Raw genomic sequence first — 13,840 nt, 5'->3', positions numbered from 1 at the left:
AAAATTAGGGGTATCCCTAATGTGTGTTAGGGGTGACCCTACGCGCTTATGCATGAGAAACACAGAGTGACCGATTCTTTACCCAATCAGATCAAGCGCCACATACGTAATGGCGTTTTCTGTGACTAAATCCTAGAAAGGGATTGAAATGATAAATTCGAAGATAACAGCGACCAAAATTGGTATCGCTGCATCAATGTTGGGCATGGTTGTAGCGCTTTCTGGCGTTACTTCAGGCTTCGCAGCTGGGAGTAATACTCCTACAAATGGTTCCAGTACAGCTGGTTCTGCCACCACTTCTGCATCGGTTGTAGTACCACCTTGGTGTGGATGGAACATCAATCCAGTCCTCTCTGCTATTACTCTCGCACCTAGTGACGGTGCGAAGTATCTTGGCGCAGATCTTGCGCTCACCGGTTCAACCAGCTCGGTAAATGCCTACGTTGGCGCGACAACGGGTGCAACTGAAGCTTTAGGTGAAGAAAACTGCTCTTGGTTCGGTAAGACCCCTCAAGCGGCTACTTTTGCAGTAACGATTGCATCTGGAGATGACTCCTTCACCGCGACGTCGACCGCAGGGCGAGATACTGCAATGGATTGGTCTCTATCGACTAAACCACTAGGAATAGCTAATACCTTCGCTGCTGGTTGTGAAGCTGCTGGCTTCACCCCAAATGCTGGAGCATCAATGGCTGCTTCAGGAACAAGTACGGCTTGGAGCATCCTCTCAGGGGCTGTTTCTACCAATGACTTCTGCAGTTATTCAGTTGCCTACACTGCAACTGTTCCTGGCGGAAAGTTGCCGACATATGGTGATTCCACCTACACATTCACAGGGCCGACTTTGGTTCACACGCTCACAACTTCCTGATCTAAGGAGTTTATGAGTTGGTTATGATTCAAGCGAAGAACCGACTGATGAGTTTTCATCAGTCGGTTCTTCGCCATTCCAGTCTGAAATCATCATTCATTCTTTTTTTGATCTTGGCGATGATGACAATCAGCCTCTATGTTGCAAGTGGGGCAGATTCCCTGGGACTGCGAATTGATGTTCTTCCAAATGGCACTGCAAGTAAGTCTGAGCCTTATTCCCAGAATCGCAGGCTATGGCTTGTCACATCGGAAGCCAAGCCAACAACTAGAACTATACGAATTACTAGCTCTGTAAAAAACTCCCAATTGATAAGTCTCCAGATGGCTTCCGCACGACGTGTAGGTGAATCTACTGAGCTTGATATGGACAGAGTTTCTCAAATTGCTCCGTGGACTAAGTTTTCAAAGAGTTCATTTGTCCTTCCCGCTTTTGGGCAGACAGAAATCCAAATCACGATAGATCCACCTAAAGATCTAAAGGATTACTCGCAGGATGCCTTCCTGATTGTTAAATCTGGCGCCACCTCTGGCCCAAAAATAGATAAGAGTAGAACTACCGCGGTCCTATCATCCCAGTTCCAGTACGCAACCCCCGTTTTTTACGGAGTTGGCAACATCGAGAATTTAATGAGTATTCAGATCAAGGATGTTGATTCCTATATTGATGAAAACGGAAAGTATGCTGAAGTAGAGATCTTGAACGATGGCGTTGGACCGGTGGAGATAAACGGTGACATTCAATTTACTAACCTAGATTTTCAGACGACAAATGTCGGCCCGTTGTTATTCACCTTGCCGCCGTTGCAGCCTGGAAAGACTGGATTTGGTGTTCTTCGTCTGCCGGAGCAGATGGTTGCTGGAAAGTGGAAGATATTTGTTCAGGCATATGTCGGGAGCTATGGGGAAGCAGTAGTTATTACCAAGGATTTATCCTTTGACTATAAGCGAACATCACAGCTGCCAAGACTTATACTCTTTCTAGGTTCCTTGTTGGCTTTAGTTGCGCTGCTTCTACTCCAACGCAAGTTGAAGGCAAGACCTGAATCTGTGGATTCAGAACCAAGGCCCAAAGTTTTAACGCTACAAAGACTGAGTATGCTCCGTCGCAAGAAGACTGCACCGAAGCCCGTTTCAGCTTTGGAAGATCCTGACTTTATTGAATGGTTAGATTCGTTAAATAGGCGAACAGCAAAGGCCAAGGTCGCAAAGAAGACAACAAAGCCGAGGCCCAAGAAGCAAGTGATTAAGAAACCCGTAAAGAGTGTTACTTCAAAATCTGCGGCTACAAAGAAAGCTGTAACCAGGAAAGTCACCCCAAAGAAAAAAGCCACCAAAAAGGCGGCGCTAAAGAGTAAGTAAGTGGGTTGTGAGGGACTCGAACCCCCGACCCGGTGATTAAGAGTCACCTGCTCTACCAACTGAGCTAACAACCCATTTAAACGCGGGAACGCTTAAATGCAGAGCAGACCTTACCAGCGCGGCGACCCTTGTCTAACCACCTATCTGGCGCGAAGATAGTGAGATGTCTCGCTGGGAAATACGGATAGCCACACTTATTGGCGCACTAGTTGTCGGGTTTACCCCGTCGGCTTCTACCGCGGCAGAGCAGCAACCAGGGCTGGCTACAGCCGTACTTGAGACTCTTGCAGTGAAGGGTCGCGCACCAAAGACCGGTTACACGCGAGCCCAATTCGGACAGGCCTGGGCCGATGTAGACCGCAATGGATGCGATACCCGCAACGATATGTTGAAGCGAGATCTCACTGCGGTTACCTACAAGGCAGGTACTCGAAATTGCGTTGTGGCTTCAGGAACTTTAGTTGATCGATACTCGGGGGAGACCATCAACTTTGTTCGCGGAAATGTAACAAGCATGGAAGTTCAAATCGACCATGTGGTTGCTCTATCGAATGCCTGGCAGACCGGGGCATTCAAGTTATCTGCTGATCAGCGCAAGGCGCTCGCCAACGACCCGATGAATTTATTTGCCGTTAAGGGAAGATTGAATTCGCAGAAAGGCGATGGCGATGCTGCAACATGGCTGCCACCGTTAAAGAGTTTTAGATGTACTTATGTTGCCCAACAAATTGCAGTGAAGGCAAAGTACTCGTTGTGGGTTGTGGCTCCCGAGAAAGCGGCGATGTCTGCAATCTTGGCAAAGTGTCCAACGCAGAAAGTTCCTGTCAGTTAGGAAGATCTACGGTGTAATGCACACCGCTAAATTGCTTACGCCATTCAGTGACTTCGCGCTGAATAGATTTCGAATCAGCTGATGATTCAAGTGAACGCGCAATGAAGTCACCCAGTTGCTCCATGTGCTCGATCTTCATGCCAAGGCGCACAATTTCAGGTGTTCCGATACGAAGTCCGTTGAGATCACCTTCAACGGGTGCAATTGGTAAACCAATTCCGCATGCGAGTAAACCAGCTTCTCCCATTCGCTTTGCTGCAGTCTGTCCGCCGCCGTAAGGCGCGGCAAGGATTGCGAATTGATGTGAAGTCGTGAAACCTCTATCGGCTGCATAAATATTGACGCCGCGGTTTTGCAAGTTTTGTGCGAGGGCTTGTGAGGTCTTCACCATCATCTGCGCGTAATCAGAACCGACTGCTTTCCAATCCTGAAGAGTGACGCCAAGAGCTGCTGTCTTAGCTGCATCGAAGTTCGCTGTAAGTCCTGGGTATGCGATGGCATCAAGCTTCTGTGCAATTGCATCATCGTTGGTAACGATGAGCCCACCTGCAGGACCACCAAGAGACTTATAAGTAGAGAAAGTCATCAAGTGCGCGCCTTCAACGAGTGGCTGTGGCCAAACTTTTCCAGCGATCATTCCGCATAGGTGCGCGGCATCGAATAAAACCTTTGCGCCGACTTCATCAGCAATCTCGCGAACCTTTGCGATGGGGTGGTGGAAGAGATTGAGAGAACCACCCACGGTGATCAGCTTCGGCTTAACTTCATGTGCAAGTTTTCTTAACGCATCAATATCGATTGTGTATCCGGTTTCATCGACGGGTGCAGAGATTGTGTTGAGGCGATAGAGACCAGCTGATCCACCCTTGTGGTGAGTGACGTGGCCACCGATTGTGGCTGGGGGAGCGATGATGGTATCGCCAGGTTCGGTTGTTGCCATGAATGCATACAGGTTTGCGATAGCACCTGATGGAACGCGGAATTCTGCGTACGTTGATCCAAATACTTCGCAGGCAAGTTCCTGAGTAATGATTTCAATCTGCTCGATAGCGCCAAGTCCTGTTTCGTACTTATCTCCTGGATGGCCAAGCGATGCACGTGAACCCATGCCTGACGCAAGTAGTTTTTCGGCGCGAGGGTTGAGAATATTTGTTGCTGGATTGAGATTGATTCCTTCAACATCGTGAAGGCGATGATTCTCTTGCGCTAGCTCTTCGATCCAGTTCTGAACATCAGCACCTGACTTGATATCGACTTGAGAAGCGATACGAGTGATGATTTCTTGTGAAGCAGGTGTTGCCCAAGATTGGGTCTTAAGAGACTGTGTCATGCACTTTATTAAAGTGCATCGCCTCCGCGTTCACCAGTGCGAATTCGTATGACTTGCTCCACAGCGGTTACCCATAGCTTTCCGTCGCCAATCGAACCTGTATTCGCTGTGGTGACGATGGTGTCGATAATTGATTGCGCTTCAGCATCTTCGACAAGAACCTCGATGCGAACCTTCGGGATGAAATCGACTGTGTATTCAGCGCCACGGTAGATCTCGGTGTGGCCCTTCTGGCGACCAAAGCCGCGAGTTTCAGAGACTGTCATACCTGCAACACCAGCTGCTTGTAGCGCAACCTTGATGTCATCAACCTTTGCTGGTTTTACGATCGCGGTGATGAGTTTCATTTTGTCTCTTTTCTATTCGTTAATTCAATACTAGTAACGGTTTGAGTTTCCAGTGATGTCGTAAGCAGATTCAGCATGGAAAGTTGTATCCAAGCCGGTGAGTTCGTCATCGCGGTAAACGCGGAAACCGATGGTCTTTTGAATGACTGTGGCGATCAGCCATGTTGCAATAAATGAGAAGGCAGCGACAGCGACAATTGCAATCAGCTGACGATTGAGCTGTGTTGTTCCGCCGCTGAAGAAGAGTCCGTCAGCGCCAGCTTCATTTGCTGTCACAGTTGCAAGAAGTCCGATAGCGATCATTCCGAGGATTCCGCCGACTCCGTGTACGCCAACAACATCGAGTGAATCGTCGTACCCAAACTTGTATTTACGAGTAACTGCCCAAGCAGAGACAACACCTGCGATAAGACCGAGTGCAAGTGCGCCCATTGGATTGAGATATCCGCAAGCAGGTGTAATAGCTACTGCACCTGCAACAGCGCCGGATGCAACGCCAAGTGTTGTTGCCTTTCCATCGCGCTTCTTTTCGTATGCAACCCATGTCATTGCAGCAGCAGCTGTTGCAATCTGAGTATTGATCATCGCTGTTGCAGCAAGTGAACCTGCAGAAAGAGCTGAGCCAGCGTTAAATCCAAACCATCCGAACCAGAGCATTCCTGCTCCAAGAAGCACGAGCGGCATATTGTGAGGACGCATTGGATCGCGCTTGAAACCATCGCGCTTTCCAAGAACTAGAGCGAGTGCAAGTGCTGCAGCGCCTGAGTTAATTTCAACAACTGTTCCGCCGGCAAAGTCGAGAGCCTTGAGCTTGTCGATGATCCATCCGCCTTCGCCATTTTGAGCAGCAAATGCCCAGTGAGCTACAGGGAGATAAACGAGAGTGATCCATACGCCAACGAAGATGACCCACGAACCGTACTTAGCGCGGTCAGCAATTGCACCCGAAAGAAGTGCAACGGTGATGATTGCAAAAGTTAATTGGAACATTGCAAAGGCAAGAACAGGAATCTGATGTCCTTCAGCGCCAGTTACTTGATCAAGAGTTGATGAAAGCCCGATGTGATCGAGGTTTCCGATAAAGCCACCTTGTGACTTACCGAAGGCGAGTGAGTAACCGTAGAGAACCCAGATAATTGTTGTAACGCCCATTGCAGCGAATGACATCATCATCATGTTGAGCGCTGACTTTGCGCGGACCATACCGCCGTAGAAGATTGCCAAACCTGGCGTCATAAAGAGAACGAGTGCTGCGCTTGCTAAAACCCAAGCTGTATCGCCGCTATTGATCGCCTGCATTCTTAATGAGTCTCCTTGTAACGAGCGTATGAAGCATTAATTTCTAGTTCAGCAGCGTCGTGGCCAACCCAGTCTCCGCCGTGTACTTCTTTACCTGGTTCAAGTGTCTTGTACACCTCGAAGAAGTGCTTGATTTCATCGAGTTCGTATGAAGGAACATCTGAAAGGTCTTTAAGGTTGTTCTTACGGATATCTCCGGCAGCTACACAGAGAAGCTTGTCGTCGCCACCCTTTTCATCGGTCATGCGGAACATTCCGATGACGCGACATGAAACTACGCAGCCAGGAAATGTTGGTTCATCCAACATGATCAAAGCATCAAGTGGGTCGCCATCGTTTGAAAGAGTGTTCTTTACGAAACCGTAGTCATGTGGAAAGCGAGTCGCAGTAAAGAGCATGCGATCGAGTCGGACTTCGTGAGTATCGTGATTGATCTCGTACTTATTGCGTGAACCTGCAGGAATTTCAACAACAACGTCGAAGATCATATGAACCGACTCTCTTTACATAAATGTTGAGAAGAAAAACTTGGGGTGAACGACGGGGCTCGAACCCGCGACATCTCGGACCACAACCGAGTGCTCTACCAGCTGAGCTACGCCCACCATGTGCTGTGCAGGGGCTACTTTACCTGCTCGCGCCCTGAATCGATAAATAGCGCTTGGCGGTAGTAGGCCAGTTCAGCGATTGAGTCACGAATATCGCCCAGCGCGCGGTGATTGCCCGTCTTGGCTGGGGCTGCGAAATAGGTCTTTGGGTACCAGCGACGAGCAAGCTCTTTAATCGATGAGACATCGATGGTTCGGTAATGAAGGTACTCATTTAACTTCAACATATCGCGGGCGATGAAGTTGCGATCGACTGAGACAGAGTTTCCTGCCAATGGAGATTTACCAAGTTCGGTACCAGCTGATTGGAGATAAGTAAGTATCTGTTCTTCGGCCGCCGACATCGATATTCCATTAGGGATCTCAGTGATCAGTCCTGAAGAAGTATGCATCTCGCGGACAAAGTCATTCATGGAATCAAGCTGACCTTGCGTTGCATGAATTACAACATCAACGCCATCGCCAATCACATTTAAATCAGAGTCGGTAACAAGGACTGCGATTTCAACGAGGGCATCGGTCGTGAGATCGAGCCCAGTCATTTCGCAATCTATCCAGATCAGGTGTGGCAAGACAGCAGTCATGGGGGAAGGGTACCTATCATCCGGGCGGAACGAATCCGAGGCTGATTTCACCATTCGTTCACCTTGAGTTCACCCAAAGTCCGAATTTCGCCCTCGATTTACAGCCATTATCTGCCCATGGCAATTGAGCTTAAGGAACGTCCCGCGCCCCCGTCACCCCGCGAGATCACTACAAAGCCTCGACGTTCTGATCAAGTTTTCCGCATGGTTGTTACTGCGGGCGGAATGGCATCACTCGTCATTCTTGGATTGATTGCGCTCTTCCTCTCAATTAAAGGCGTGCACATTCTTCTTGAAGAGAAGTTTGGTTTCATCACCAACTCTGCATGGGAAGTAATCACTGACGAAAGTGGAGCGGTTACACAATCCAACTTCGGAATTGGTGCGATGCTCATCGGAACCATGCTCTCGGCGGTTATTGCAATCTCTGTGGGTGTTCCCATCTCTGTACTCAGTGCGCTCTATTTAACTTTCTATGCAAACGGAAAAGTTAAGAAGTTCCTCATCTCTGTTATCGATTTGATGGCTGCATTCCCATCACTGCTCTTCGGTTTCTGGGGCTTCTTCGTATTTATGTCTTCAGCTGAATACTGGGCAAAATTAATTAACAAGTACCTTGGATTCATTCCTATCTTTGATGTTCCAACTCCCATCTTTGAACGCTCACCTTTTATTGCAGGACTTGTCCTTGCAATCATGATCATCCCAATCGTTACCTCGATCTCCCGTGAAATCTTCGACCAGACTCCGCTTGATCGAGTGCAAGCGGCATACGCGCTGGGTGCAACAAAACTTGCAATGATCAAAGCGGTAGTTATCCCTTACGGTCGCGGTGGAATCATCGGCGGAGCAATGCTCGGTCTTGGCCGCGCAATGGGAGAAACCGTTGCGGTTTACACAGTTCTAAACGTTGTTTACCAGGTGAACTGGCAGCTGCTATTTGGTGCAGGCGGAAACGTTGCATCTCTTATTCTTCTTAAGTTCGGTGAAGCTGGTCCTTACGAAGTTGACGCACTAATGGCTGCGGGATTGATTCTCTTCCTGCTCACCCTCTTGGTCAACGCAACAGCAGATTTACTCATTACACGCTTCGGAGGTAAGGGACGATGAAAAAAGCGATTCCTACGCCAAAGAAACCATGGCAACCAACTGCGCTCGATAAGTTGGAAGACTTACTGATTGTTATCGCTGCATTTGGCCTTGCGGGCGCCTCAGTTAAACTCACTGGGCTCAATGGCAAGCTCGGATTCTTCTTCTCACTCTTCTTCGCATTACTTATTCTTAATTTTGGATTCCAATACCTAAAGCGTGGAACTGCAGCAGCTAAAGATTCAATGCTCCAAGTTCTTGCTGTGATGGCAATCGTGATCACTTTGATTCCAATCGTCAGCATCGTTGCAACAGTATTTAGCAAAGGCTATAAAGGTCTTCACTGGGGAATCCTCACAAAAGATATGGCGCTTGCATCCGTTAACGACCCAATCGCAAATGGTGGATTGCTACACGCGCTAGCCGGAACAATCATTATGGTTGGTGGCGCACTGATTATCAGCTTCCCAATCGGAGTCCTCACAGCTCTTTATCTCACTGAAATTCGTGGCCCACTCGCTCGACCAATTAAATTCTTAGTTCAGGCAATGTCTGGTGTTCCATCAATCGTTGCTGGTCTCTTCATCCTTTCAAGTCTTATCTACCCAGTAACAAAGCAGCTTTCGGGTTTGATGGGATCTCTCGCTCTTACCATTTTGATGATTCCAACAATCGCTCGTACTGCAGAAGAAATGCTTCACCTCATTCCAAATGAATTACGTGAAGCTGGCGTTGCACTGGGCGGAACCCAGTGGCGCACTGTGGCAGGAGTAGTTCTGCCAGCGGCAAAGAGCGGACTTGTAACTGCAATCATTCTTGGCATCGCCCGCATCATTGGTGAAACCGCACCTCTACTTCTTGTTTCAGGTGGTGGAGATGCACTGAACCTCAACCCAACACAGGGCGCTATGGGATCTCTTCCTTATTACATCTGGAAGGCGTTCCTTACCGGCGGAACTGAGGAAGCATTTGCTCGCGCATGGGGCGGTATGTTGGTGCTCCTTAGCTTCATCTTTATTCTCTTTGGATTAGCACGCTACTTAAGCGGACGAAAGGTTGGGTAGCACGATGACCGATTCAAGAAATATTAATAACGAAGATAAGGATGAGAACAAGATGACAACAGCCCACGCACAACCAGCATCACTTGCAAACGTTGCATCAGCGCGCACCTTGTCACAGCCAGGTACAGCGCTCCTCGGCACAGGTCTTGAGACTCGTAGCGTTCACGCGTGGTTCGGTAAGAAGCATGTTCTCTCAGATGTAACTTTGGATTTTGCTGCTGGAACTGTGACAGCACTTATCGGCCCATCAGGCTGCGGTAAGTCAACATTCCTTCGCACACTCAACAGAATGCACGAATTTATTCCAACAGCTGCAATGGCTGGAGAAGTGCTCCTTGATGGAAAAGATATTTACTCACCAGGAACAGATGTCACCAAGATTCGTCTTCGCGTAGGTATGGTCTTCCAGAAGCCAAACCCATTCCCATCAATGACTATCGGTGAAAACGTTCTCTCTGGTCTCAAGCTCGCGCAGCTTAAGAAAGAGAACACGGATGATCTCCTTGAGTCCTGCCTTACACGCGCAGGTCTATGGAATGAAGTTAAGGACCGTCTAGGCGAGCACGGTGGCGCGCTCTCAGGTGGCCAGCAGCAGCGTCTCTGTATCGCTCGCTCACTTGCAGTTGAACCACAAGTTCTCTTGATGGATGAACCATGTTCAGCGCTCGACCCAGGATCAACATTTAGAATTGAAGAGACAATCGGCGAACTCGCAAAAACAATGACAATCGTCATCGTTACCCACAATATGCAGCAGGCGGCCCGAGTCTCTGACTACACAGCCTTCTTCCTTTCTGATGGTGGCCCAGGCGAGATGATTGAAGCCGCTCCTACAAGCCGAATCTTCTCTTCACCACAGGACAAGCGCACCGAAGATTACGTAACCGGCCGCTTCGGCTAAGCACCTTTTGTTCACTTTGGCACACCCAGTTGTTAACCTGAAAGTGGCTATTTAGTAAACAGTTCTCGTTACTTTTCTTGATGTAAGGGTTACTTACTTAAACATCTCGAAGGGGAAAACATGTCGTTTTCAAAGAAGGCAAAGGCGCTCGTAATCGCGGGCCTTATTGCAGTTTCATCAGCAACACCAGCTCACGCAGCTGACCTCCAGGGTTCTGGAGCTTCATTCGTTGATCCACTTCTCCAGGCTTGCAAGGCAGGCTTCGCTAAGGCAACTAGCCACTCATATGTTTACACATCAACAGGTTCAGGTACAGGCAAGAAGAACTCTGATTCAAATATCGGAGATTTCTGGTTCTCAGATTCAGCTCACACAGCGGCAACAAAGCGCTCAACTGTTTACCATGCACCAATCATCGCTGCACCAGTTGCAGTACTCGTAAACCTTCCAGCGAAGAAGGATGTTTATCTTTCAGCAACAACAGTTGCAAAGATCTTCTCAGGCGAAATCACAAAGTGGAATGACCCAGCAATTGTTGCTGATAACAACCGCTCAGTTTCAGTCACTGTTTACAAGAAGGATGCACAAGGTAACGCTGTCAAGGATAAGAGCGGAAACCCAGTTGTACTTCGCTCAACATCAAAGTCAGTTATCTACACACTTCCTAACCAGCCAATCAAGGTTATCTACCGTGCAGACGGATCAGGTACTTCAAATAACTTCACAAAGTGGCTTAACGGTGTAGCTCCATCAGTATGGACAAAGCCAGCTAACGATGCATTCACAACAGCATTCCCAGGAAACATCAACTCAACAGGAAATATCGGCCGTATCGTCGGTGCTAACGCTTCACAGGGTGTAGCAACACTCGCAGCGAAGACAAAGTACTCAATCACATACGCTGAGAAGAACTGGGGAGATGCATACGGTCTCCGTGCAGCATCAATCGGTAACGCTTCAGGTAACTTCATCTACCCAGAATCAGGCGCTGTATCAGCGTTCCTCGGAGAAGCAAAGCAAGATGCTAACGGAATCGTTTCATACGATTACGGTACAAAGCTTGCTGGTGCATACACACTCGGTATCGTGTCGTACATGTTGCTCGAAACTGAATACAAGGACAAGGCTCGTGGAGCAGCTGTAAAGCAGCTCGCTGAGTACATCTTGTCTCCAGCGTGTTCTGCGGTAGATCCAAAGCTTGGATATGTAGTTCTTTCAGGAGCATACCTAGACAAGGCTAAGGCGCTTATCGCTAAGGCAAATAAGTAACCCTTTAAAGTAAAGAACTCGGTAGTCCACTTTGGTGGGCTACCGAGTTTTTTTATTGAAAAGATGTGTGCGCCCGGCTGGAATCGAACCAGCGACCTACCGCTTAGAAGGCGGTTGCTCTATCCGACTGAGCTACGGGCGCGTGTGAGGAACTTGCTGTATTGCGGATTAAGTCTACCGAAGCATTGACGGGTAGAGTCTCGCCTTATGGCTGAGTTCATTTACACGATGAAGAAGGCGCGTAAAGCGCATGGTGAGAAGGTAATTCTCGACGACGTAACTTTGATGTTCTTGCCTGGCGCAAAGATCGGTGTTGTTGGCCCGAACGGTGCAGGTAAATCAACAGTCCTCCAGATCATGGCTGGTCTTCAACAACCATCTAACGGCGAGGCATACCTATCTCCTGGATACACAGTCGGAATCCTGATGCAGGAACCGAAGTTGAATGAAGAGAAGACAGTTCTTGAAAATGTGCAAGAGGGTGTGGCAGAAACCATGGAAATGGTTCGCCGCTTTAATGAAATTTCTGAAGAGATGGCAAACCCTGATGCTGACTACGACAAGTTGTTAGCTGAAATGGGCGAACTCCAAGAACAACTCGATCACCGCAATGCGTGGGAACTTGATTCACAACTTGAACAAGCGATGGATGCACTTCGCTGCCCACCACCTGATGCCGATGTAAGCGTGCTCTCTGGTGGAGAAAAGCGCCGCGTTGCACTTTGTAAATTGCTCCTTGAAGCACCAGATCTATTGCTTCTCGACGAACCTACTAACCACTTGGATGCTGAATCTGTTCTTTGGCTCGAACAACACTTGAGCAAGTACCCAGGCACTGTTGTAGCGATCACGCACGATAGGTACTTCTTGGACAACGTTGCTCAATGGATTCTTGAACTCGACCGCGGTCGTGCATATCCATATGAAGGTAACTACTCAACATATCTTGAAACAAAGGGTGCGCGCCTTAAGGTCGAAGGCCAGAAAGATGCAAAGCGCGCAAAGCGTTTGGCTGAAGAACTCGATTGGGTTCGCCAGAATGCAAAGGGTCGTCAGACCAAGTCGAAGGCTCGTCTTGCACGTTATGAAGAGATGGCTGCCGAAGCAGACAAGATGCGTAAGTTGGACTTTGATGAAATTCAGATTCCACCTGGGCCACGTCTTGGAAACGTTGTTGTTGAAGTTGAACATCTCGTTAAGGGATTCGGCGATCGCGTTTTGATTGATGATCTCTCATTCACGCTGCCTCGCAATGGAATCGTTGGAGTTATCGGACCTAACGGTGCTGGTAAGACCACGCTCTTTAAGACAATTCTTGGTCTAGAGCCAGCTGATTCAGGAAACGTCAAGATTGGTGAAACTGTAAAGATTTCATACGTTGATCAGTCACGTGGTGGAATCGATCCAAAGAAGTCACTCTTCGAAGTTGTTTCAGACGGACTCGACTTCATGAAGGTCGGACAAGTTGAAATGCCATCACGTGCATACGTTGCAGCATTTGGTTTCAAGGGCCCTGATCAGCAGAAGCCAGCCGGAGTCCTTTCCGGTGGAGAACGTAACCGCCTTAACTTGGCTCTCACTTTGAAGCAGGGCGGAAACTTGTTGCTTCTCGACGAACCTACAAACGACCTTGATGTGGAAACACTGGGCTCACTTGAAAATGCGTTGCTTGAATTCCCTGGTTGCGCCGTTGTAATCTCTCACGATCGTTGGTTCCTAGACCGCGTTGCAACACATATCTTGGCTTACGAAGGTGACTCAAAGTGGTTCTGGTTTGAAGGAAACTTCGAATCCTACGAAGAGAACAAGATTGCACGTTTGGGTGCTGATGCGGCTCGTCCACATCGCGCCACATACCGAAAGCTCACTCGCTAATGATTTACACCGATAAGCAATTTATTCGGTGGGATGACATCGATGCATTCGGGCACGTCAACAATGCGAAGTACCTGACCTATATTCAGGAAGCTCGCTTTCAATGGTCCTTCTATCAATATGCAGCAAAGAACGAAAAGCCAACCCTTGTCGAAATGGTTGTGGCGCGAGCGGAAGTTGATTACCTCGTGCCGATCTATGAAGGTGGCCGTTTCTACGATGTAAACCTCTGGGTTGAATCGATTGGCAATTCATCTTTCTCAATGGGCTATGAAGTAGTTGGCGATAACGGAGTCGTGCATGCTCGAGTTAAATCTGTTCAGGTAGCAGTCTCGATGGAGACCAAGAAATCGCGCCCACTTACAGAACCAGAGCGGGAATTTCTTAACACTTACCTCAAGGCTTAATCC

Annotated in this window: 14 protein-coding genes and 3 tRNA genes; 9 read left to right on the top strand and 8 right to left on the bottom strand. The window is 48.5% G+C overall.

All coding sequences use genetic code 11. The annotated features are described in order from the left end of the window. The first annotated feature begins 148 nt into the window (after positions 1–148). Together AC8GFK_RS05065 and AC8GFK_RS05060 are read left to right on the top strand one after the other, a co-directional pair. Positions 149–871, top strand: a complete 723-nt coding sequence (locus tag AC8GFK_RS05065) for a hypothetical protein (protein ID WP_506624909.1) — start codon at positions 149–151, stop codon at positions 869–871. A 23-nt stretch (positions 872–894) separates the two neighbouring features. Next, a complete protein-coding gene (locus AC8GFK_RS05060) occupies positions 895–2,232 on the top strand; it encodes a hypothetical protein (protein ID WP_506624908.1) in 1,338 nt (445 codons plus the stop codon). A 1-nt stretch (position 2,233) separates the two neighbouring features. Here AC8GFK_RS05060 and AC8GFK_RS05055 read toward each other — a convergent pair. Continuing rightward, positions 2,234–2,306 (bottom strand) — tRNA-Lys (locus AC8GFK_RS05055). A gap of 89 nt (positions 2,307–2,395) precedes the next feature. Here AC8GFK_RS05055 and AC8GFK_RS05050 point away from each other — a divergent pair. After that, on the top strand, positions 2,396–3,064 hold the full coding sequence (locus tag AC8GFK_RS05050; protein WP_506624907.1) for an HNH endonuclease family protein: 669 nt from the start codon (positions 2,396–2,398) through the stop codon (positions 3,062–3,064). On the opposite strand, the gene glyA is transcribed toward AC8GFK_RS05050, so the two are convergent. The 6 genes from glyA to orn form a co-directional block, all read right to left on the bottom strand. Next, complete coding sequence (gene glyA, locus AC8GFK_RS05045; protein WP_506624906.1) at positions 3,057–4,394, bottom strand: serine hydroxymethyltransferase; 1,338 nt, start codon at positions 4,392–4,394, stop codon at positions 3,057–3,059. The genes AC8GFK_RS05050 and glyA overlap by 8 nt on opposite strands. Positions 4,395–4,402: 8 nt before the next feature. After that, positions 4,403–4,741: a P-II family nitrogen regulator gene (locus tag AC8GFK_RS05040; RefSeq protein ID WP_506624905.1), complete on the bottom strand. Its 339-nt coding sequence runs from the start codon at positions 4,739–4,741 to the stop codon at positions 4,403–4,405. A 30-nt stretch (positions 4,742–4,771) separates the two neighbouring features. Further along, a complete protein-coding gene (locus tag AC8GFK_RS05035) occupies positions 4,772–6,040 on the bottom strand; it encodes an ammonium transporter (protein ID WP_506624904.1) in 1,269 nt (422 codons plus the stop codon). 2 nt (positions 6,041–6,042) lie between these two features. Continuing rightward, the gene (locus tag AC8GFK_RS05030; RefSeq protein ID WP_095673800.1) at positions 6,043–6,528 is read right to left on the bottom strand and encodes an inorganic diphosphatase; all 486 of its coding nucleotides are present in this window, start codon (positions 6,526–6,528) and stop codon (positions 6,043–6,045) included. Between the two features lie 41 nt (positions 6,529–6,569). Beyond that, positions 6,570–6,645, bottom strand: a tRNA-His gene (locus AC8GFK_RS05025). A 17-nt stretch (positions 6,646–6,662) separates the two neighbouring features. Further along, the gene (orn, locus tag AC8GFK_RS05020; protein ID WP_506624903.1) at positions 6,663–7,232 is read right to left on the bottom strand and encodes an oligoribonuclease; all 570 of its coding nucleotides are present in this window, start codon (positions 7,230–7,232) and stop codon (positions 6,663–6,665) included. A 117-nt stretch (positions 7,233–7,349) separates the two neighbouring features. Between orn and pstC the strand changes: the two genes are divergently transcribed. The 4 genes from pstC (at position 7,350) to AC8GFK_RS05000 (ending at position 11,555) form a co-directional block, all read left to right on the top strand. Further along, positions 7,350–8,342: a phosphate ABC transporter permease subunit PstC gene (gene pstC / locus AC8GFK_RS05015; RefSeq protein WP_506624902.1), complete on the top strand. Its 993-nt coding sequence runs from the start codon at positions 7,350–7,352 to the stop codon at positions 8,340–8,342. Next, complete coding sequence (gene pstA, locus AC8GFK_RS05010; protein ID WP_506624901.1) at positions 8,339–9,385, top strand: phosphate ABC transporter permease PstA; 1,047 nt, start codon at positions 8,339–8,341, stop codon at positions 9,383–9,385. The genes pstC and pstA overlap by 4 nt, the downstream gene beginning before the upstream one ends. Before the next feature lie 52 nt (positions 9,386–9,437). Further along, the gene (gene pstB, locus AC8GFK_RS05005) at positions 9,438–10,286 is read left to right on the top strand and encodes a phosphate ABC transporter ATP-binding protein PstB (protein ID WP_095674189.1); all 849 of its coding nucleotides are present in this window, start codon (positions 9,438–9,440) and stop codon (positions 10,284–10,286) included. Between the two features lie 120 nt (positions 10,287–10,406). After that, on the top strand, positions 10,407–11,555 hold the full coding sequence (locus AC8GFK_RS05000; protein WP_506624900.1) for a substrate-binding domain-containing protein: 1,149 nt from the start codon (positions 10,407–10,409) through the stop codon (positions 11,553–11,555). A 68-nt stretch (positions 11,556–11,623) separates the two neighbouring features. Here the strand turns inward: AC8GFK_RS05000 and AC8GFK_RS04995 are convergent. Continuing rightward, positions 11,624–11,697 (bottom strand) — tRNA-Arg (locus tag AC8GFK_RS04995). Positions 11,698–11,762: 65 nt separating this feature from the next. Here AC8GFK_RS04995 and ettA point away from each other — a divergent pair. Continuing rightward, positions 11,763–13,430 (top strand): energy-dependent translational throttle protein EttA, encoded by a 1,668-nt coding sequence (ettA, locus tag AC8GFK_RS04990; protein WP_506624899.1) that lies wholly within the window; start codon positions 11,763–11,765, stop codon positions 13,428–13,430. Next, a complete protein-coding gene (locus AC8GFK_RS04985) occupies positions 13,430–13,837 on the top strand; it encodes an acyl-CoA thioesterase (RefSeq protein WP_506624898.1) in 408 nt (135 codons plus the stop codon). Before ettA ends, AC8GFK_RS04985 begins: the two co-directional genes overlap by 1 nt. The last annotated feature ends 3 nt before the right edge of the window (positions 13,838–13,840 follow it).

Source organism: Planktophila turicensis (SeqCode) (assembly GCF_965234405.1).
GTDB lineage: Bacteria > Actinomycetota > Actinomycetes > Nanopelagicales > Nanopelagicaceae > Planktophila > Planktophila turicensis.
This window is presented reverse-complemented; position numbering and strand designations above follow the sequence as displayed.